The sequence below is a fragment of the Pedobacter sp. genome (assembly GCF_046462515.1).
Lineage (GTDB): Bacteria > Bacteroidota > Bacteroidia > Sphingobacteriales > Sphingobacteriaceae > Pedobacter.
Map to the genome: position 1 here is coordinate 52,900 of NZ_JBKGVD010000011.1, position 20,389 is coordinate 73,288.

The window sequence follows — 20,389 nt, forward strand, 5'->3', positions numbered from 1 at the left end:
TACAAATCAACAACCAAAACCAAATCACATGCTAAAAGATTACCTAAAAAATCATCAAGCAAACGCTGATCCTCTTACTTACAATTTTAGAAAGATTGTTAACCTTAAATTATTAAGAGTGATGAAACTAACTATTGTTTTCTTTACCATTTTTTGTTTGCAGTTAAATGCGGCGGTTTTTTCACAGAAAGTGACTATTAACCAAAAGAACATGCCTTTAGAAAAGGTTATTAAAGAAATAAAACGTCAAACGGGATATTTTTTTCTATATGACCTAGATCTGTTACAGCAAAAATCAAAACCGGTAGATATTTCGGTTAAAGAGGCCGATATTAAAGAAGTACTTACTTTGGCATTAAAAGCCCAGCCTTTTGATTTTGAAATCAAGGCCAATACAATTTTAATCAAACCCTTATTGCTAACTGATGTGACCAATATTGATGTAAAGGGTACAGTAGTAGATGAAAATGGATTGCCCATGGCTGGAGCTTCTGTACGTGTAAAGGGAAGCTCTGTTGCGGTAATTGCAGACAATCAGGGGAATTTTCTTTTAAAGAACATAGATGAGCAAGCCATACTGGTAATTTCCTACATTGGCTACGAAGAACGAGAAGTTAAGGCAAAAACACAATTAGGAAACATTAAACTTAACCCACAAACCAATACCCTGGCAAATGTGGTTGTTACGGGATATACCAATTACACCAGGTCGCAATCTGCGACAGCAGTATCAACCGTAAGTGCAGATAAAATTAATCAGGTTCCGGGTTTAACGGTAGATCAGATTTTACAAGGTCGTGTTCCGGGTATGAGTGTAATTTCTACTTCTGGTCAACCAGGGCAAAGTGCTGCTGTGGTAATCAGGGGTATAGGTAGTGTAAACGGATCGTCAACACCCTTATATGTTTTAGACGGGGTACCTATTGAAGGTAATTATTTTCAAACGATAAATCCTGAAGACATAGAAAGTGCTTCGGTACTTAAAGATGCTTCGGCTAAAGCCTTATATGGTTCAAGAGGATCAAACGGTGTAATCATACTTACAACTAAAAAGGGAAAATCCGGAGCTTTATCTATCAATTATAACTCACAATACGGTTTCTCTAATTTAAGTCGTCCAAATTTTGAGATGATGAACACAAGCCAAAGACTTCAGTTTGAGGAAGAAATAGGGTTAAATTATGGCAGAAATCTGGGGCCTGGCTGGACTTACTCATCTAAAAACCCTAATTATATCTCAGGAACACCTACTTTCAGAGCTAATGCCGATCGTATATTAGATAGTTTAAGGCATATCAATGTAGACTGGAGAGATATGTTTTTCCAGACAGGTAAGTTCCAGGAACAACAGGTAAGTATCAGTGGGGGTAATGAAAGAATCCGCTTTTACAATTCATTAAACTATTACAAACAAGATGGCGTGGCTAAACGTACCGGTATGGATAGGTATGCTTTACGCAGCAATGTCGATTTTAATGATAACAAGTTTTCAGGAAATGTAAACCTATCTTTAGGTTATTCTCAATCAAGTTTTACAGAAGGAGAAGGGGGAACGGGAGCTGGTACGGCAATGGCATCGGTGTATTATGCGCTGCCTTACGAATATCCTTATGCACCCGATGGAACGCTAATCCATCCCGGTAACCAGTCTAAGTACTTTATTTTAGATCAGAGAGAGGGCAGCCAGGGACTTGAACGCCTGTACAACTCATCTGATAAAACGGATCAATTAAAAACCATTATCAGTACCTCTTTTGCATACCAGATTTTACCCGAATTAAAAATTACAACGAGAGCAGGTATCGATTACCGTAATTCAGCAGATCAGACCTTTATCAATCCTGATTCTTATTATGGTTCAAGGAGTAACTCCAATACTTTGGGTGGAAAAGGCAGGCTTACAGATGTTAGTCGCAGGAATTTTAATATTATTTCTACTTCGGGTTTAGTTTTCAATAAAACATTTAATGTTAAACATGATGTGGAACTGGCAGGTTATTACGAGTATGTTTATAATAATTTCTCATCTTTTGGATTTGATGCTTATGGCATAGACGGACGTTTGCCTGAAACGCCAGCCGGAGTAACCTCAAGTTCAACCTTTTTACCCGCCATTAAAGGTAGTAAAACCAAGAGTGCATTGGCCTCAGTAATAGGTATAGGCAGATATACTTATGATAACCGCTATACACTTAATGCCAGTTATCGTTATGATGGGTCAACAAAAGTAGCCCCTAAAAACAAATGGAAAGGATTTTATTCATTTGGTGCAAGCTGGAATGCTAAAGCAGAAAATTTTATGCAGAAAGCAGAATTTATATCAGACTTAAAACTACGTGCCAGTTATGGAAAAACAGCCAGTCCATTGTCTGGTGATTTTTCTTATCTTCCAACGTTTGTGGGCACTACTTACGGCGGTGTTGCTGGAATAAGGCCATCAGCAATAGGTAATCCAGATTATGATTGGGAATATGTATATGAATTAAACATAGGTTTTGACCTGTCCTTGCTCAAATCAAAAAGACTAAGATTATCAGCTGATTATTACAATCGAAAAACGATCAACATGTTTTTTGATCAACCGGTTTCTGCAGTTGCTGGTGCTGGTGCAGGAGGTTCTTTACCTTTAAGCACCGGAAAAATGCGTAACAGAGGAATAGAGTTTGAAATTAATGGAGATGTGATCAAGAACAGCACTTTTACCTGGTCTGTGGGAGTAAATGCCGGATATAACAAAAATAAGATACTATACCTTACTCCTTTAGCTGATTTATTACTTGATGGCGATACTCGTGTTTATAAAGTTGGTTACCCTGTGGGTACATATTATGCGCCAGATTGGGCAGGGGTTAATCCGCAAACAGGAGAGGCTCAATATTATAAACTGGATGGTAGTATTACTACGGTTTATGATGCGGCTACCCAAAATAATACCAACTCCGGAAGTTTATATCCAACATTTACAGGCGGGTTTAATACCTCATTAAGCTATAAAGGTTTTACAGCTTCTGCTTTATTCTCTTTTGTATCAAATGTAATGCGTTGGAACAACGAAGATTTTTATAACGAAAATCAGCGCTATGCAACCAGTAATCAAACGGTAAGGATGTTAAATGATAGGTGGAAAAAACCCGGAGACAATGCCATCTTACAGCGATTTGATATTCCGAGAAATTTTACCTCAAAAGATATCCAGGATGCTTCATTCTTGAGATTGAGAAATGTGAATATTTCATATACGGTTCCTCAGCAACTTCTTAATAAAACAGGTTTTATCAAAGCCGTAAAAATATTTGTACAAGGCCAAAACCTGTATACCTGGACAAAATGGAGAGGTCTTGATCCTGAAAATAATGCCATATATGGTCGTTTTCAATATCCGAATACCAGAACATATACAGCAGGTTTAAATGTTAACTTTTAATTACGATAGCAATGAAAAACAAATTATATAGCGTTATATTTTCTTTGTTAATCTTAACAATATCATGTGCTAAATTAGATTTAGTGCCAACAGATAGTATATCACCTGATAAAGCCTACAGAAATCTCAATGATGTGAATATGGGTATCATAGGGGCATACGCAGTAGTAGATTATACACCTATAAGCCTTGTTTCAACCGTATCAGATGAAGCCATGTACCCAACTGAAAATACAGTTGGAAACAGCGATGCTTTCAGATGGTTATACAATGCCAGTTCTGGCTCTGTTACCTCGCTTTATTATGAGTATTTTAGAGGCATAGACAGAGTTAACAGAGTTCTTGAAGGCATGAGCAAATTAGAAATAGCATCAGGAGATCTTGCTTTGGCTAACCGTTACAAGGCAGAATTATTAGGTCTTAGAGCATATTTTCATTTTGAGCTGTTACGTAATTATGCGGCTAAGTACGAAACCGGAGCCTTGGGTATTCCCTATATGAAGAGCTCTGGCGTAATTTACCCAGCAAGGTTAAATTTCGAACAGGTAATAGCAGAAGTTAAAAACGATTTGGTAGAAGCTAAACCATTGATGCCTTCTGCTTTTAATGATAAAACACGTATCACCAAAACGGCTATCTCTGCTATACAGGCTCGGGTTGCTTTATATGAAAAGAACTGGAGCGATGCCATTACATATGCTACAGAAGTGATCAATGCTTTTCCATTGGCAACAAAGGCACAATTCCCGGGATTATGGACAGATGCTAATGACAGTGAGATCATTTGGAAGGCAAAACGTGTAGGGACTACCGATTCGAGAGTGGGCGATTTTTATTATAGACAAACAGGGGGTATTGTATTGTATGCACCGGCTCAGAAATTAATCAATACATTTGATCAGGCCAATGATTTACGTTATACCGCCTATATTAAATATGACGCTACGCGTACAGGTACCAAATCAAAATATCTTGTCAATAAATACATAGGAGGTACAGTTACTGCACCAGGTTTAACTGATATTAAACTTTACAGAACCGGGGAAATGTATCTGATCAGAGCCGAAGCAAGAGCAGAATCCTCAGGAGATGCAGCTGGTGATATCAATACGCTTAGGGCTGCAAGAATTAATGGCTATACCGATCAGAATTTTGCAGATAAAAATGCACTTATAGAAGCGATTTATGCGGAGAGATTTAAAGAGCTTGCTTTTGAAGGACATCGTTTTTATGACCTGAGAAGAAGAAGTATGCCGGTTCAGAGGCTGGCAGCAGATGCGGTAAATGCATCAGGAGCTGTTGAATTATTGCCAACAAAAGCCCAGTATGCTTTCCCTATACCAGCACAAGAAATGCTGATCAACAAAAATACAAAACAAAACCCTGACTACTAATCTGTTGTTCATCCCGCTTAGCGGGATGAACATTTACAGTACCTATTTAAAAAATCAATATGAGAAGAATATTAGTGGCTTTTTTACTGCTTTTATGTGGTGTGTCTTATGGTTGCGGTAAATCGGATGAAAACAAACCGGGCACAAAACCAGAAAATGGTAATAACGGAATTGGAAATATAAAAAAACGGCCAGCATCTATAGGTATCGTAGGCGATACAGCTAATGTAAACAAGACCGTAACAGGAGGCATGGTCTTAATGGGAGGCGGAACAGATGTATCGGCTGCTTTTAAATGGATGATTGAAAAAAGCGGGGGCGGTGATGTAGTTATTTTGAGGGCATCTGGTACAGATGCTTATAACAGCTATATCAACGGATTAGGCAATGTAAATTCAGTAGAAACTTTGTTGATTAATAGCAGAGAATTGGCCAATAATGACACCGTAGCCTATATTATACGCAATGCAGAAATGATATTTATTGCCGGTGGAGATCAGTCTGATTATATGAGATACTGGAAAGGTACAAAAGTAGATAAAGCATTAAATTATCTTTTGACAGAAAAGAAAGCCCCTGTAGGAGGTACAAGTGCTGGATGCGCCATTTTGGGAGCTTTTTATTTTAGCGGGGAAACAGGTGGGCTTACTTCTGCTGAAGCTTTAGAAAACCCTTACAATGCTAATGTAACCTTGTACAAGCAAGACTTTCTTAAAGCTCCTTATCTTGAAAATGTAATTACAGATCAGCATTACCTTACCAGAAGCAGAGAGGGTAGGTCGGCTGTATTTTTAGGCAGGATATTAAAAGATTGGAACATCGCTGCAAATGCCATTGCCGCAGATGAAAGGGTAGCAGTGTGCATTGATCAGAATGGTATGGCCAAAGTATATGGCGATTATTCTACCAGTAGACCTTATAGTTACGCTTATTTTATCCGGTCAGATAAAAATAAACAACCTGAAAATTTTATACCGAATAATAAAGTAAACTGGAACCAACAGGAAAAAGCTTTGGATGTATATGAAATTGCAGCTTCAGAAAACGGAGGTGGAGAATTTGATGTAAAAAACTTTGCCATTGATCAGGCTAAAGGCGGTACACGTTTTTGGTGGTGGATCAGTAACGGCGTATTAAATAAAAAGGCACAATAAATATTAGCCCTAAACAAATAAACAGATAGTATGAAAAAGATTTATTTCTTAATAGCTGCCTTTAGTATGATAAGCTTTTCAGCTTTTTCTCAGCAAACACAAAAAGGTAAGTTGTTTATTATTGGTGGAGGTACACGTTCTGATGCATTGATTCAGGATTTAGTAAATACCGCTGAGCTTCGTGCCAACGATTATATTATTGTTTTGCCAATGGCAAGCGAAGAGCCCGATACAGGTTTTAAGTACATTAATCAACAGTTAAAAAAGCATACAGATTTAAAAGTGAGGAATTTCAATTTTGCTAAACATGATGTGAATGATAGCAAATGGATAGATTCTTTAAAAAAGGCCAGATTAATTTACATATTGGGCGGCGATCAGAGCCGCTTCATGAAATCGGTATTGAATACACCTGTTTACACGGCAATTCATGAAGCCTATAAAAATGGTTCTACCATTGCTGGAACAAGTGCAGGAGCCGCTGTTATGAGTAAATTCATGATTACGGGAAAGCAATTGTTAGAAAGTGATTACAAAGAAACGTTTAACCAGCTTTTAGATAAGAATATTGAGTTTTCAGAAGGATTGGGACTATTGCAAAATACCATCATAGACCAGCATTTCATCAAAAGAAACCGTTATAACAGGTTAATTTCTGCGCTTGCCGATAAACCAACATTTACCTGTGTGGGCATAGATGAAGGAACGGCTATTGTAGTTAAAGGAAATCAGGCGAGAGTAAGTGGGGATAGTCAGGTTATCAGGATAGCGAAGCCTGTTAACCTTAAAATAGATCGTAAATTGATTAAGTTCAGCCAGGTACAATTTGGCCTGTTTACAAATGGCGATGTATTTGAGATCAAACCTTAGTTTATCTATAAAACTGCTGCTCTATGCTGTAGTAGAAAGTATCGTTGCCCGAAACTACTTTACGGCTGTGGATTAGTTTAAAATAAGTGGTTCTTACATAAGGAATATACCAGGTGCTGTCGGGATTGGTCATAAATGTAATGTTTTCGCCGGCAGCATCTATTTGAAAACCGATACTGTCGTTATGCTTTACAAACTTTTGCGAAGGTGTAAAAAAAATGGTATCGGCAGGTTTAAATTTTACGGTATCTTTTTTTAAGGTATCTCCGTTTTTTAAGTCAATTTTCACATAAAAAGGAGTATTCCATTTCCCTATCAGGTATTTTTGCACAAATTGCTGATCGTCTAATTTTTCTCTTTTACAGCTAAAGCCTAAAAGAGCAATGCAAAGTAAAATATATCTCAATTTATACATTCTGAATAGGACCGATTATATAAGCAAATATAAATAAAGTAAATCTAACGCTTCAATAATGTAAAATATAAGGCAAATTATGAAGATTAGTAGAAATCAAAATTAACTTGTACGCCTCTTAAAATCAAATGCTTGTTTGGTAAATATGCGCTGTTAATAAAGTACTTTGTAAGCTTTTAGCTATGTACAGATGTTTTTTTAGCATAAATAAGTTTTCAATGAAGCAGTTAATATAAAAAACTGGATTTTGCATTTGACATTATATCGCAATTACCTTAAGTTTGCACAAAAAATAGATACAATGAGTGTTTTAGTAAATAAAAATTCTAAAGTAATTGTTCAGGGATTTACCGGTAACGAAGGTACTTACCATGCTGAGCAAATGATAGCTTACGGTACAAACGTAGTTGGTGGTGTAACTCCCGGCAAAGGCGGTCAGGAACATTTAGGCAGACCTGTTTTTAACACCGTTAAAGATGCGGTTGATAAAGCTGGCGCTGATGTATCTATTATTTTCGTACCACCTCCATTTGCTGCTGATGCCATTATGGAAGCTGCTGAGGCTGGAATTAAAGTGATTGTTTGTATTACTGAAGGTATTCCTACCAAAGATATGATTGCGGTAAAATCTTACCTTTCAGACAAAGATAGCCGTTTAATTGGTCCTAACTGTCCGGGTATCATCACTGCTGATGAGGCTAAGATCGGTATCATGCCTGGATTTATCTTTAAAAAAGGTAATGTAGGTGTAGTTTCTAAATCAGGTACTTTAACTTACGAAGCGGTAGACCAAGTAGTGAAAGCTGGTTTGGGTATTACTACTGCTATTGGTATCGGTGGCGACCCAATCATTGGTACACCTACTAAAGAAGCGGTTGAATTATTAATGAACGATCCGGAAACTGAAGGCATCATCATGATTGGTGAGATTGGCGGGGGTATGGAAGCCGAAGCTGCCCGTTGGATCAAAGAACATGGTACTAAACCGGTAGTAGGTTTTATTGCTGGCCAGACTGCGCCTCCGGGGCGTAGAATGGGGCACGCTGGTGCTATTGTTGGTGGTGCTGATGATACTGCTGCTGCAAAAATGAAAATTATGCGTGAGTGTGGTATCACGGTAGTAGAAAGCCCTGCAGAAATTGGTGCTGCTATGGCTGCTTTGTTGAAAAAATAAGCTTAGCAATGAAAAATATAGAAAGCGTTCCACTACGGAGCGCTTTTTTGTTTAAAAGCCTTTATTTCCTATTTTTAAAATACTTAAAAATTAAAGTGAAATGAGGATGCTGAAAATGAAACAGATATTTTGGGGTGTATTGTTGATCATCGGTATGCAAAGCTGTGTTACATTTGAACGTAAAGATCAAAATCCTTATCTCCTCAATAAAGATAATTTAAAAGAATTAAGCGGTAGCTACCAAATTTCGCAGGTTAATGCTGATAGCATCTTTAAAAAGTACCCTCAAAATACTAGACTATACAATAATTTTCTATCTGAAATAGATAGAAAGCTGCTTAAAGATACCTTAAAGCTAAATAGCAATAGCACTTATCGATTCGACTTAGATATTATAAGTGATAGAGAAGCTAAAATTAGTTACATAGAAAATGAGAGAATTATCAGAGTGCGAAATCTCCGGACTAAATTGAAAAAAGACGGTTATTTATATCTTAAAAATAAAAATGTTGGGTTCGTAATTATACCCTATTTAGCAGGAGCTATTGATGTTAAAAAAACAAGGATGACCAAAGCGCTTAATGGTAATCTGATATTTGATGTTGTTAACCATAGGTCTGGCGCTTTTATGATTATTCTATTTTTAGATGGTCGTACATGGAAATATAGACAAGAATATCAAAGGTTGTAGTTTTATAAATAAGGAATTTGGTTTTGTATTCTTACTTCTGCATGAAAAATATCAAACGTTTAATAATTACATTTGTTTAACACGTAATTGAACGTAACTTAAAATTTTTGGCTAAAAAGTGCGTTCATGCTTAAAATTTATTTGCAATGAAATCGATTTTAAATAACATGGTAATCATGGGCTTGTTATTTTTGGGTACTAGCTTTATAGCTTGTGCGCAAAAACAAAACAACGAAACTACACCTCATAAAATGACTAAAAAGATGGAATGGAATAAATTAACCCCAGAAGAAGAATACGTAATTGTAAACAAAGGAACAGAATATCCTGGGACAGGTAAGTACGATAAATTTTTTGAGAAAGGGACCTATCTTTGCAAAAGATGTAATGCACCTTTGTACCGTTCAGAAACCAAATTTGACGGACATTGTGGATGGCCGGCTTTTGATGATGAAATTAAAGGTGCCGTTAAGCGTATTCCTGATGCAGATGGCCAGCGTACCGAAATAGTTTGTGCTAAATGCGGAGGGCATTTAGGGCATGTATTTGAAGGAGAAATGTTCACCAAGAAAAATACCCGTCATTGTGTAAATTCTATTTCGATGCGTTTTGTTCCAGATGAAAAATAGAGGATACAACAAGCTAAATATTTATAAAAAAACCGGTTTTTGAACCGGTTTTTTCTTTACTTGAGCTGAGCATGCTTTAATATCTTAGCTATGCTTTCATCCGAAGGATCCTTTTTCAGCTCGTTCAACCTAGACTTAATGTTTTCGTAAAATTGTTCTTCATTCATTAGATGATCAACAATAATTGTGCTTTGAGTTATTGTCTGTTCAGTAAAGTTTGTTTGGGTAGAGGTTTTTGTCATACGCAATAATTTTTTAAAGTTAAACTATTAATTAAACGCCCATGTTAGGGCTTTATTTTATGTTAATTATAAAAAATAATTAACAGACTGCTTAGCTAATTTAAATATAATAAAAAAGCCGCATAAAAATATGCAGCTTTATGTATGGGCTTATTTCCTTGTAAATTAAAGGTTTGTCCTGCTGTTACTCAGTTCTTTCACATTCATCATTTTACGCAAATTGCTTAAAGCATAGCGCATACGTCCCAATGCGGTATTGATGCTTACATCGGTTAATTCTGCAATTTCTTTAAAACTCAGATCCGCATAATGGCGCATAATTAACACTTCTTTTTGCTCATCGGGTAAACGGTGTATCATCATACGTAAATCGGCATGAGTCTGTTCGCGTAACATGCGTTCTTCGGCACTTTCTTCATGTATTTGTATAAAGTTAAGCACATCCGTTTCGCCATCAGCACTTGTAACAGTAGGTGAACGTTTTTCTTTCCTGAAATAATCTATTACCAGATTGTGTGCAATACGCATAACCCAAGGTAAAAATTTACCCTCTTCGTTATACCTGCCACTGCGTAGGGTATTAATTACCTTAATAAAAGCATCCTGAAAAATATCTTCAGCCAGATACTGGTCTTTAACCAATAAATAAATAGAAGTATAAACTTTTGTCTTATGTCTTCGAAGCAATTCTTCAATAGCAGACTCGTTGCCCTTTATATAGAACGTTACTAAATCGTGATCGCTTGCTTCACCAATTCTTATAGGCGTGCGCATATTAAAACTCAAAATGTTAAATGAATAAACGCGTAGATGTTTAACCTATAAATGCTCTCCTATTAATTGTTTTTAGAATGTTAAATTTGTGTTATATTTTCAAAAGAAAGGTTTTTTTGGGAAAAAACAACAAATTTTATGTTAAAAAATGCGAATAGTTATAAAGACCCTGTAAAAATGTAAGTTTTTGCTTGTTTTGTAACTGTTTGTAAAATAGAATTTTACATGTTTTTGACCTTTCTTTAAATTCCAGAAAAGAGTGTTAATTAATTGAAGATATAGTCTTACAAAAACGGTTTTCTAAGTTTTTTTCAAGCTAAAAATCCGTAATTTAACCTCTTCTAAAATATCGAACAATAAGGGCTGAATTGCAAAAGATGTTATCTTTGTAAATTACCGTAAAGGGTTACCTATGAGTAAGGAAACAGAAAAAGATCCACACCAAAATATCATCATAAAAGGGGCAAGAGTACATAATTTAAAAAATATAGACGTTGCCATTCCAAAAAATAAATTAGTTATCATTACCGGTTTATCAGGTTCAGGTAAATCGAGTTTAGCTTTTGATACTTTATATGCAGAAGGCCAGAGGCGTTATGTAGAAAGCCTTTCATCGTATGCGAGGCAGTTTATGGGGCGCATGAACAAGCCTGATGTAGATTATATCAAAGGAATAGCGCCCGCAATAGCTATTGAGCAGAAGGTAATCACTTCAAATCCACGCTCTACAGTAGGTACTTCCACAGAAATTTACGACTATCTTAAATTGCTATATGCGAGAATAGGCAGAACATTTTCGCCTATATCAGGTAATGAGGTAAAAAGAGATACGGTAAGCAGTGTGGTAGATTTTGTGATTAAAATAGGTAATGATGAAACAATTACTGTTTTTTCACCTTTGCATCCGCATAATAACAGGACGTTAAAAGAAGAACTTGCTGTTTTATTACAAAAAGGATTTTTACGGGTCTATTTTGACCAAAAGATCAGGAAAATAGAAGACATCTTAGAAGACAGTGATATTAAAGATTTTACCTTAAATGATACAGATACCGTTAAGATTATTATCGATAGGATTACAATAGGCAATGATGATGAAACTTTAAGCCGTATTGCAGATTCGGTTCAGACTGCCTTTTTTGAAGGTAAAGGCGATTGTTATATAGAACATGCTGATCAAACCTATCATTTTTCTGACCGTTTTGAGTTAGATGGGCTTAAGTTTGAAGAACCTACACCCAATTTCTTTAGTTTTAACAACCCTTACGGTGCATGTAAACGGTGTGAGGGTTTTGGTAGCGTAATCGGGATTGACGAAGATCTGGTTATTCCTGATAAGAGCAAAAGCGTTTACGATAATGCCATAGCGCCATGGCGTGGCGAAAAAATGGGCGAGTGGTTAAAACGGTTAGTCAAAAACGCCGCTAAGTTCGATTTCCCTATTCACAGACCTTATAGCGAACTGACCACAGAACAACAACAGCTGCTGTGGACAGGAAATGAATATTTTGCTGGTTTAGACCAGTTTTTTCAGGAGTTGGAAGAACAGACTTACAAAATCCAATACCGTGTAATGTTGTCGCGTTATCGTGGTAAAACCAAATGCCCTGATTGTAAAGGTACACGCTTACGTAAAGATGCTTCGTACGTAAAAGTGAACGATCAATCTATCCTAGATTTGGTACTGATGCCACTTGCTGATCTGCTCAAATTCTTTGATGAAATAAAACTGAATGAATCTGAACAAAAAATAGCGAAGAGGTTACTCGCCGAAATTCAAAATAGGATACAATATTTAAATGATGTGGGCTTGGGTTACCTTACATTAAATCGTTTATCTAATACTTTATCTGGTGGCGAGAGCCAGCGTATTAATTTGGCAACCTCATTGGGCAGTAGTTTGGTAGGATCTGTTTATGTGTTAGATGAACCGAGTATAGGCTTGCATCCACGCGATACGCACCGATTAATTGGCGTTCTGCAGTCTTTACGTAATGTAGGTAATACGGTTTTGGTAGTAGAGCATGAAGAAGAGATGATGCGGGCAGCAGACCATATCATAGACATAGGGCCTGAAGCGGGTACACATGGAGGTAATCTTGTTTTTAGCGGTACTTTTAAAGAAATTCTAAAAGATACCAATTCTTTAACCGGTAAATATTTATCAGGTAAGGCCGAAATTCCTGTTCCGGCAAAGCGTAGAGCGTGGAGAGATCATATTCTGGTTAAGGGAGCGAGAGAAAATAACCTTAAAAACATCAGTGTTAAATTTCCTTTAGGCATTTTCACTTGTGTAACTGGGGTTTCGGGTTCTGGTAAAACCAGTCTGGTTAAACGTATTTTATACCCTGCTTTGCAAAAAGCAATTGGTAACTATGCCGGAGAACAAACCGGGGCTTACGATGGAATTTTTGGGGGCATTGAATTGGTTGGGCAGGTAGAGTTGGTAGATCAGAATCCAATAGGGCGTTCATCGCGATCTAATCCGGTAACTTATGTAAAAGCCTGGGATGATATCCGTACTTTATTTGCCAATTTGCCTGCGGCTAAAGCCAATGGATTAAAACCTGCCGCTTTTTCTTTCAATGTAGAAGGCGGACGTTGCGATGTTTGTCAGGGTGAGGGAGAGGTAAAAATAGAAATGCAGTTTATGGCAGATATTTATTTGCCTTGCGAAGCTTGCGGAGGAAAAAGATTTAAACAGCAAGTTCTGGATGTAACATATCAGGATAAAAATGTGTCTGATATTTTAGATATGACCATTGATGAAGCTGTTGATTTCTTTGCAAAAGAGACCAAAATATTAAACAAACTAAAACCTTTGGTTGATGTTGGTTTAGGTTATGTGCATTTAGGCCAATCATCAAATACTTTGTCGGGCGGAGAGGCGCAACGTATAAAATTAGCTTCTTTTCTAATCAAGGGACATCAGGCTGAAAAAACAGTTTTCATTTTTGATGAACCTACTACAGGATTGCATTTTCATGATATCAATAAATTATTGAAAGCTTTAAACACTTTAATAGAGCAGGGAAATACCGTAATTGTTATTGAACATAACATGGATATGATCAAATGTGCCGACTGGATAATTGATATTGGCCCTGAAGGAGGAGACAAAGGCGGCGATATTGTTTTTGAAGGAAAACCAGAAGATCTGCTGAACGTTGAAAAATCTTATACAGGTCAATTTTTAAAAGCGCATTTGAAACCTTAACTTCGCGGGCTATGCTCATTTTGACATTATTTTTAGGCATAATTATAAACGCTATGGGGTATATACCTCCGGGTAATATTAACCTTACCGTAGCCAAAATAGCCATCAATAAGGGCATGCGTCAGGCATGGTCTTTTATCATTGCATTTTCATGTGTAGAGGTGGCTTTTACCTTTGGTATGATGCGTTTTGCCCGTTGGGTATCTAGCGATGTAAATATAGATAGTAAAGTGAGCGATGTGCGGATCAGTACATTTGTAGATGCTTTCATGATCAGTTTGTTCTTGGTGATGGCTACCGTAACCTGGAAACACCGCAATAAAGTTCCTGTAACCAAAGAAGAAGATGGAAATAAAAGAGGGAGTGCCTTATATGGTTTGCTTTTAGGCGTACTCAATCCTGTGCAAATTCCATTTTGGTTGTTCTTCGGTAATTATGTAATCCTTCATGAATGGATTGCCGTAGATTACCTCTCTTTGGTCATATTTAGTATAGGTTCAGGTTTAGGCTCGGGTTTAGCACTCTATGGCTATGCGCATTTTGCCCGTTACATACAGGAAAAATTTGCTTTGAGCAGTAGGTTGATCAATAAAAGTATTGCAATCTTTCTTTACGTATTAGCTGCTTACCTGATTATTAAACAGGTTGTTATTTACCTGCGTTAATCTAAAAACAAGAACTTATTTCTTTTTGATAAACTCCAAATTCCAGATCTTCTCTGCTTTTCGACCTATGAAAACAAAAGATAGACCTAAAATCAAAAAGAAAATGGCTTTGTGCATATTGTCCCAGAAATACTCAAAATAGCGGATGTAAAGATTAATGAAGAGAAAAATAAGCCCAAATTCACGGGCCATCTTGTCGTTATATTTTAAGCCGTAGAGAATAGCAGATAAACAAAGCCCTGCCGATAAAATAGCCCAATAAAATAAACTGTACTGTCTTATCCTGTGCCACTCTTCAAAGCTGTCATAATTTCCAAAGATAGACAGAAAGAGCAAAGCCATAAAAAAGTACAGCAATCCGCTAAAATAGGTTACTTCATAGAACAAGCTGATCTTACTGTTTTTGATCCATCTTGAAATGAAGATAATTATGGCTCCGAATATTACATAACGTAAAGGATAGCCCAAGCCCATAAAATGACCACCATAATTTGATAAATAAGCAGTTTCTGTTCCGAACCAAATTCCTGCAACCAACATGGAAAACAGCCAGATTAAAACAGATTTGAATTGATAAGCCAGTAGTAAATAAAGTAAAAAGGCAAATAAAATGAGCAATGAAAAATGACCGGATTGTTTATCTAATGATTTCCCCAGATAAGCAACGGCATTTGCCGTAAGTATAACACCTGTGAGGATCAGCGCTTCGTTACTGAATATATTCTGAGGTTTAGCTTGCTTAAATTTAAACCCAAAATAATAAGCTATAGCGGCCACAATTGCAGAAAGTAAACTAATTACGATATCTGGTGTGTCATAAAGTTTTTTTAGGTACTTTAACAATTTCTCATCAAGCAGCAGAGCGCTTAATGAAATAAAACAACAAGCTAATGCAATCCAGAAAGAATATTTGGCAAGTCTTTTCCAATCAAAACTTTTGGGGATAAAGCTTTTTTGAAGATTATCTGCGATTTGCTCATCAATAAGATCTTCTGTTTTCCAGTAATCTATCATTTCGTCTAAGAACTGAGCTTTATCTGCATTAATCTTTTTCATATTTTGCTAGACATAAAAACAGGATCGTTTTTAATAAAAACAACCCTGTCTGGATTTTATTTTAACAATTCTGCTATCTTTTTGTTGTTTCCTACTATCCACACAATATCTTCGTTATCAAAAACAAAGTCAGAAGGAGGATTTAAAATGCGTTGATTTTTGCGTTCAATACCTACTACCAATCCTTGGGTTTTTTCTCTTATACCCGAATTACGGATGCTTTGTCCATAAACAGGAGATTTACTGTTCACTACAATTTTTTGGAGTGCCATATCATGTTTAGGGAAAATATTCTCATCTACCGTTATGCCACTGCCTTCAAATAAAGGTTTAACCGAACTTAACTGATCATCTGTTCCGATTACCAATACCTTGTCATTAGGATAAAGCCTTTCGGTTGGTTTTGGTGTAGGGATCATAATTTTGCCACGCTCAATCAATGCAATATTGATCCCGTATTTTTCTCTTATGGAAAGGTCTATTAATGTTTGTCCTACCATTTCAGATTCAGGAGCCACAGTAAGTTCTAACAAATGTGTATCCCAAGGTAAAATCTCGGGTTGTTTGCTGGCTTCTTCTCGGGCATTAAGGTTGCCCAGAAAGCGACTTTCCATACGTTCATAAAAACGCTGTAAACGTTGATTGAAAATAACCATGCCACCTACAATTAAGATTATGGCTGTAGCTACGGCAATCCATGTATCATAAAATTGCACGATCACTATAGATACAAATAAAATGGCCAGCGCAATTCTGAATAGTTCAAAGGCAACTAAAGGCCCGCGTGTATATTTTTTGTTCAGCCATAAATGAGAATAAGCTTTTCGGGCAATGCGCCTTATGGCAAGCGCCCACAAGAACGGGCTCATTAAGAACAAGATCAGTATGAGGCTGATGATGATTCCTCTGTTTCCATCGGCAATATTGTTGCTGATGAAAGGATAAAGGTATTTAGTAGAAAGCAAGATAATGCCCATCAAGATAACACTATGAGCAACCAAATTGATCAGATAAGATTTTAACAGAATTTTCCAATCGCTGGTAGTGGTAATACCCTCTGTACTTGATGAGTATTTATCTATGCCTCGCAACCATTTTGCAGGTAGTATTTTGGTTAATGCATTATAAAAATTTTCTGAGTATTTGATTAGGTATGGCGTGGTAAAGGTGGTAATGGCAGATACGGCTACTGTAATTGGATAAAGGAAATCGCTGGTAACCTTTAAAGTAAGTCCCAAAGTGGCGATAATAAAGGAGAACTCACCAATTTGCGTTAAGCTCATACCTGTTTGTACGGATGTTTTGAGCGGTTGCCCTGATATTAAAGCACCACCACCGGTAGTAATGAGTTTACCCACAATGGTTACGCCTGTAATGATAAGCACCGGTTGCCAGTACTGCAATAAGATATTTGGATCTATTAGCATGCCCACAGATACGAAGAATATGGCCCCGAAAAGATCTTTTACTGATTTGGTAAGATGTTCTATTTTTTCGGCAAAGGTAGTTTCTGCCAAGATTGAACCCATAATAAAAGCACCCAAAGCCGCAGAGAAACCTACTTTAACAGCCAATAGAACCATGCTTAAACATAAAGCAAGCGAAACAACCAGCAGTGTTTCATCATTCATTAATTTCTTGGTATACTTTAAAAAAGTAGGAATAATAAAAATACCCCCCAAAAACCATAGCACTAAAAAGAAACCCAGTTTTAAGATAGAACTGAACATTTCGGCTCCGGCAAATTGCTGACTAACTGCCAAAGTGGTTAATAAAACCATAATGAGAATAGCCGCCAGATCTTCAACAATAAGTGCTCCGAATACTAGGTTGGCAAATTTTTTATGTTTAACCCCTAATTCTTCAAAAGCTCTTATGATAATGGTAGTAGAAGAAACAGAAAGTACAGCGCCCAAAAATATGCTGTCCATTGTTTGCCAGCCCATTAATTTACCGGCAAAATAGCCAATAATGCTCATGCCTATAATTTCTACAAGAGCTGTAATAGAAGATGAACCGCCAACTTTTACCAATTTTTTAAAACTGAATTCAAGGCCCAGACTGAAGAGCAAGAAAATAACGCCAATTTCAGCCCAGATGGTAATGTTCGCATTATCTGAAACAGTAGGTACAAATTTAAAGTGGGGGCCAACCAGCAAACCGGCTAAAATATAACCCAGCACTAAAGGTTGTTTAATTTTTTTGAAAATAATGGTGGTAATCCCACCAGCGGCAAGTATAAGTCCTAAATCGGTAATAAGTACAGGTAAGTGTGTCATTTATAATGATTTTTAGCGTATGAGATTTTTAATCACAGGTAAGTACGAGAGAAAAAATCACCAAAAAACATGCTTAGGATATAAATGATTGAAAATATATTGAAACCTGAAATTAAATTTAAAGACTGTACGAATTTTTTGTTCGGTGTAGATAAACCAGGTTCTTTTGCCTGCTGTATTTAGCTTAACAGCATCACTGATCAGCTGTGTATGGAACTGAGTCTTACTGGTTATTTTATGTTGATTTGCAGGTGAAAATTTTTTCCTGTTGTTACCCGGGAGGTTTTTGGCAGATATAAATTTTTGCGTATCAACCTTAGCCAGATAAGTATTATCCAATAAAAGGGAGCCGGTTTTGCTTATTGTAAAACCTTGTAAAAGAAAAAAACAGATTACAACAAATAAACCCCTCATTGCCCCAATATATGAAAAAATACTCGTTTTTGGCAATGAAATCTGTCTTAATTAAGCATAGGTGCCGTTTTAATGAACTTAACGCGTAAACATTTTGGGGCTTATTTATCCTTAAAAAATGAAAGTGTTGCTTCTTTATCTGCCTGTAACTGTTGGGTTAAAGTATCGAGTCCTGTAAACTTAACATCAGGTCTTAAAAAATGTAAGAAATTCATTTTAATGTTCTGCCCGTAAATTTCCTTGTTGAAATCAAAAATATTCACTTCTATGTTGCGGGTCATTCCATTAATGGTCGGTCTGTGGCCAATGTAGGCCATGCCCTTGTAGGTTTGGGGGACAAGGTTGAAGGTTGAAGGTTGAAGGTTTGAGGAATAAGGCATAGGCTTACTCTCTACCTTTTGTGTTTCTCCTTCTACCTTTTCGTCCATTTCAACAGTAACGGCATAAATACCATCTCCGGGAATAAGCTTGTAAGTTTCTTCAATAAAGATATTCGCTGTTGGAAAACCAATGGTTCGACCTATTTTATCACCTTTAATTACAGGGCCATAAAGCGAAAAATTATAGCCTAAATAATCATTTGCCAAATCTACATTGCCTTGTAACAAAGCATTTCTGATCTTGGTAGAACTTACCGCGACATCATTAATATCTTGCTCCGGAATTTCTTCTACTTCATAACCGTATTCGTTGCCAAAACTTTCGAGCAGTTTAATATTGCCTTCTCTGTCTTTACCAAAGCGGTGATCGTAACCAATAATTATTTTTTTGGTACCTATGGCATCAACAAGGATATTTTTAATATAATCTTTAGGACTGAGATTAGAAAAATCGCGGGTAAATGGCGTAATAATCAGATGATCTACACCCAGATTTGCCAGTATTTCGGCCTTTTCATTAATGGTGTTGATCATTTTCAATTCCTGGTTCTCAGGATTGATGATCATGCGGGGATGAGGAAAGAAAGTTAAAAGCACACTTTCTCCACCCGATGCTTTGGCTAAATCGCAAAGCCTTTTGATAATTTTCTGGTGCCCGTAATGTACACCGTCAAAAGTGCCAATAGTAACAATGGCATTATCCAATTTTTTAAACTCGCTTAGTTGATGATAAATTTTCAAGGTCTTAAAAAATTAATGGAGAGCTTGTCTTTTTACTACGCCGCCTCTTATATCAGAAATCTGTTGCTGTACAATGAAAGCGCCGGGATCTATTTCGTTTATTTTATCTTGCAGTTTACCCAATTCAAGTTTAGTTACTACGGTATAGATGATGTCAATATCATTCTGTTCTTGGTAACCACCTTTACCTTTGTATATCGTAACCCCACGTTTCATTTCTGTAATGATGAAGTCTTTGATGGCTTCATTTTCTTCAGAAATAATAGTTACACCTGTATAAGCTTCTAAACGGTTTACAATAAAATCTACCGTATTTGTAGCTGAAAGATAAGTTAATATAGCGTATAGGGCAGTATCTATATTGATAAAATAAGCAGCAAAAAGGAAAATTACTACATTTAAAATAAAAATGATATTACCTACGGTCAAGCGACTGTTTCGGCTGATGTAAAGAGCCAGAACTTCTGTGCCATCAATTACCCCCCCGCCACGCATGGCCAGGCCAATGCCACCTCCAAGGAAAAAACCACCAAAAAACGCGATCAGCACTTTTTCATGTGTAATAGGTTCAAAAGGTAAAATGAACAAGCCGATAGAAAGTGCTGCAATAGCCAAGGTAGTTTTAAAAGCAAATAATTTTCCAATCTGGTGATAGCCCAGAATAATAAAAGGGATGTTGATGACAATAATCAGATAGGATAAATTCCATCCCGTTAATGTGCTTACCAATAAAGAAATACCTGTTACGCCGCCATCAATAAAATGCTCAGGCATTAAAAAGCTTTTTAAGCCGAAGGTAGCAGACAATACCCCCAATGTCATTAAAAAGAAACTTTTTAAGGTATTTTTCAAGCTCAGTTTTTCTTTCAT

General features: G+C 36.6%; 16 protein-coding genes. 9 read left to right on the forward strand and 7 right to left on the reverse strand.

What is annotated here, in order from left to right; genetic code table 11:
• Positions 1–28 precede the first annotated feature (28 nt).
• Genes ACLHG9_RS15600 through ACLHG9_RS15615 form a run of 4 tightly spaced genes read left to right on the forward strand, consistent with a single transcriptional unit; the run spans position 29 to position 6,842 of the window.
• Positions 29–3,424, forward strand: a complete 3,396-nt coding sequence (locus ACLHG9_RS15600; RefSeq protein ID WP_410222430.1) for a TonB-dependent receptor — start codon at positions 29–31, stop codon at positions 3,422–3,424.
• Between the two features lie 11 nt (positions 3,425–3,435).
• Positions 3,436–4,818: a RagB/SusD family nutrient uptake outer membrane protein gene (locus ACLHG9_RS15605; RefSeq protein ID WP_410222431.1), complete on the forward strand. Its 1,383-nt coding sequence runs from the start codon at positions 3,436–3,438 to the stop codon at positions 4,816–4,818.
• Between the two features lie 59 nt (positions 4,819–4,877).
• Positions 4,878–5,972, forward strand: a complete 1,095-nt coding sequence (locus ACLHG9_RS15610; RefSeq protein ID WP_410222432.1) for a cyanophycinase — start codon at positions 4,878–4,880, stop codon at positions 5,970–5,972.
• A 30-nt stretch (positions 5,973–6,002) separates the two neighbouring features.
• Entirely contained in the window at positions 6,003–6,842 is an 840-nt protein-coding gene (locus ACLHG9_RS15615; protein WP_410222433.1) for a cyanophycinase, read from the forward strand.
• A 1-nt stretch (position 6,843) separates the two neighbouring features.
• On the opposite strand, the gene ACLHG9_RS15620 is transcribed toward ACLHG9_RS15615, so the two are convergent.
• Positions 6,844–7,257 carry a hypothetical protein gene (locus ACLHG9_RS15620; protein ID WP_410222434.1) on the reverse strand — a complete coding sequence of 138 codons (414 nt, stop codon included), beginning with the start codon at positions 7,255–7,257 and terminating at the stop codon, positions 6,844–6,846.
• A 301-nt stretch (positions 7,258–7,558) separates the two neighbouring features.
• On the opposite strand from ACLHG9_RS15620, the gene sucD reads away from it, so the two are divergent.
• The 3 genes from sucD to ACLHG9_RS15635 all read left to right on the forward strand — a co-directional run bounded on the left by sucD (position 7,559) and on the right by ACLHG9_RS15635 (position 9,751).
• Positions 7,559–8,431, forward strand: a complete 873-nt coding sequence (sucD, locus tag ACLHG9_RS15625) for a succinate--CoA ligase subunit alpha (RefSeq protein WP_243361308.1) — start codon at positions 7,559–7,561, stop codon at positions 8,429–8,431.
• Between the two features lie 115 nt (positions 8,432–8,546).
• Positions 8,547–9,122 (forward strand): hypothetical protein, encoded by a 576-nt coding sequence (locus tag ACLHG9_RS15630; protein ID WP_410222435.1) that lies wholly within the window; start codon positions 8,547–8,549, stop codon positions 9,120–9,122.
• A 146-nt stretch (positions 9,123–9,268) separates the two neighbouring features.
• Positions 9,269–9,751 (forward strand): methionine-R-sulfoxide reductase, encoded by a 483-nt coding sequence (locus ACLHG9_RS15635; RefSeq protein WP_410222436.1) that lies wholly within the window; start codon positions 9,269–9,271, stop codon positions 9,749–9,751.
• 407 nt (positions 9,752–10,158) lie between these two features.
• Here the strand turns inward: ACLHG9_RS15635 and ACLHG9_RS15640 are convergent, their stop codons facing one another.
• Positions 10,159–10,767 (reverse strand): RNA polymerase sigma factor, encoded by a 609-nt coding sequence (locus ACLHG9_RS15640; protein ID WP_410222437.1) that lies wholly within the window; start codon positions 10,765–10,767, stop codon positions 10,159–10,161.
• Between the two features lie 412 nt (positions 10,768–11,179).
• Between ACLHG9_RS15640 and uvrA the strand changes: the two genes are divergently transcribed.
• Positions 11,180–13,984 carry an excinuclease ABC subunit UvrA gene (uvrA, locus tag ACLHG9_RS15645; RefSeq protein WP_410222438.1) on the forward strand — a complete coding sequence of 935 codons (2,805 nt, stop codon included), beginning with the start codon at positions 11,180–11,182 and terminating at the stop codon, positions 13,982–13,984.
• A 53-nt stretch (positions 13,985–14,037) separates the two neighbouring features.
• Complete coding sequence (locus tag ACLHG9_RS15650) at positions 14,038–14,649, forward strand: LysE family transporter (RefSeq protein WP_410222439.1); 612 nt, start codon at positions 14,038–14,040, stop codon at positions 14,647–14,649.
• 15 nt (positions 14,650–14,664) lie between these two features.
• On the opposite strand, the gene ACLHG9_RS15655 is transcribed toward ACLHG9_RS15650, so the two are convergent.
• The 5 genes from ACLHG9_RS15655 to ACLHG9_RS15675 all read right to left on the reverse strand — a co-directional run bounded on the left by ACLHG9_RS15655 (position 14,665) and on the right by ACLHG9_RS15675 (position 20,389).
• Positions 14,665–15,705 (reverse strand): DUF2157 domain-containing protein, encoded by a 1,041-nt coding sequence (locus ACLHG9_RS15655; RefSeq protein WP_410222440.1) that lies wholly within the window; start codon positions 15,703–15,705, stop codon positions 14,665–14,667.
• A 56-nt stretch (positions 15,706–15,761) separates the two neighbouring features.
• Positions 15,762–17,984 carry a cation:proton antiporter gene (locus ACLHG9_RS15660; protein WP_410222441.1) on the reverse strand — a complete coding sequence of 741 codons (2,223 nt, stop codon included), beginning with the start codon at positions 17,982–17,984 and terminating at the stop codon, positions 15,762–15,764.
• A 57-nt stretch (positions 17,985–18,041) separates the two neighbouring features.
• Complete coding sequence (locus tag ACLHG9_RS15665) at positions 18,042–18,323, reverse strand: hypothetical protein (protein WP_410222442.1); 282 nt, start codon at positions 18,321–18,323, stop codon at positions 18,042–18,044.
• Between the two features lie 176 nt (positions 18,324–18,499).
• Complete coding sequence (locus ACLHG9_RS15670) at positions 18,500–19,519, reverse strand: bifunctional riboflavin kinase/FAD synthetase (RefSeq protein WP_410222443.1); 1,020 nt, start codon at positions 19,517–19,519, stop codon at positions 18,500–18,502.
• 12 nt (positions 19,520–19,531) lie between these two features.
• Positions 19,532–20,389, reverse strand: a complete 858-nt coding sequence (locus tag ACLHG9_RS15675; RefSeq protein ID WP_410222444.1) for a YitT family protein — start codon at positions 20,387–20,389, stop codon at positions 19,532–19,534.

Bases quoted from the DNA above. Each gene is read 5' to 3' on its own strand.
- ACLHG9_RS15600 (WP_410222430.1), top strand. From the start codon at position 29: ATGCTAAAAGATTACCTAAAAAATCATCAAGCAAACGCTGATCCTCTT.
- ACLHG9_RS15605 (WP_410222431.1), top strand. From the start codon at position 3,436: ATGAAAAACAAATTATATAGCGTTATATTTTCTTTGTTAATCTTAACA.
- ACLHG9_RS15610 (WP_410222432.1), top strand. From the start codon at position 4,878: ATGAGAAGAATATTAGTGGCTTTTTTACTGCTTTTATGTGGTGTGTCT.
- ACLHG9_RS15615 (WP_410222433.1), top strand. From the start codon at position 6,003: ATGAAAAAGATTTATTTCTTAATAGCTGCCTTTAGTATGATAAGCTTT.
- ACLHG9_RS15620 (WP_410222434.1), bottom strand. From the start codon at position 7,257: ATGTATAAATTGAGATATATTTTACTTTGCATTGCTCTTTTAGGCTTT.
- sucD (WP_243361308.1), top strand. From the start codon at position 7,559: ATGAGTGTTTTAGTAAATAAAAATTCTAAAGTAATTGTTCAGGGATTT.
- ACLHG9_RS15630 (WP_410222435.1), top strand. From the start codon at position 8,547: ATGAAACAGATATTTTGGGGTGTATTGTTGATCATCGGTATGCAAAGC.
- ACLHG9_RS15635 (WP_410222436.1), top strand. From the start codon at position 9,269: ATGAAATCGATTTTAAATAACATGGTAATCATGGGCTTGTTATTTTTG.
- ACLHG9_RS15640 (WP_410222437.1), bottom strand. From the start codon at position 10,767: ATGCGCACGCCTATAAGAATTGGTGAAGCAAGCGATCACGATTTAGTA.
- uvrA (WP_410222438.1), top strand. From the start codon at position 11,180: ATGAGTAAGGAAACAGAAAAAGATCCACACCAAAATATCATCATAAAA.
- ACLHG9_RS15650 (WP_410222439.1), top strand. From the start codon at position 14,038: ATGGGGTATATACCTCCGGGTAATATTAACCTTACCGTAGCCAAAATA.
- ACLHG9_RS15655 (WP_410222440.1), bottom strand. From the start codon at position 15,705: ATGAAAAAGATTAATGCAGATAAAGCTCAGTTCTTAGACGAAATGATA.
- ACLHG9_RS15660 (WP_410222441.1), bottom strand. From the start codon at position 17,984: ATGACACACTTACCTGTACTTATTACCGATTTAGGACTTATACTTGCC.
- ACLHG9_RS15675 (WP_410222444.1), bottom strand. From the start codon at position 20,389: ATGAAAGAAAAACTGAGCTTGAAAAATACCTTAAAAAGTTTCTTTTTA.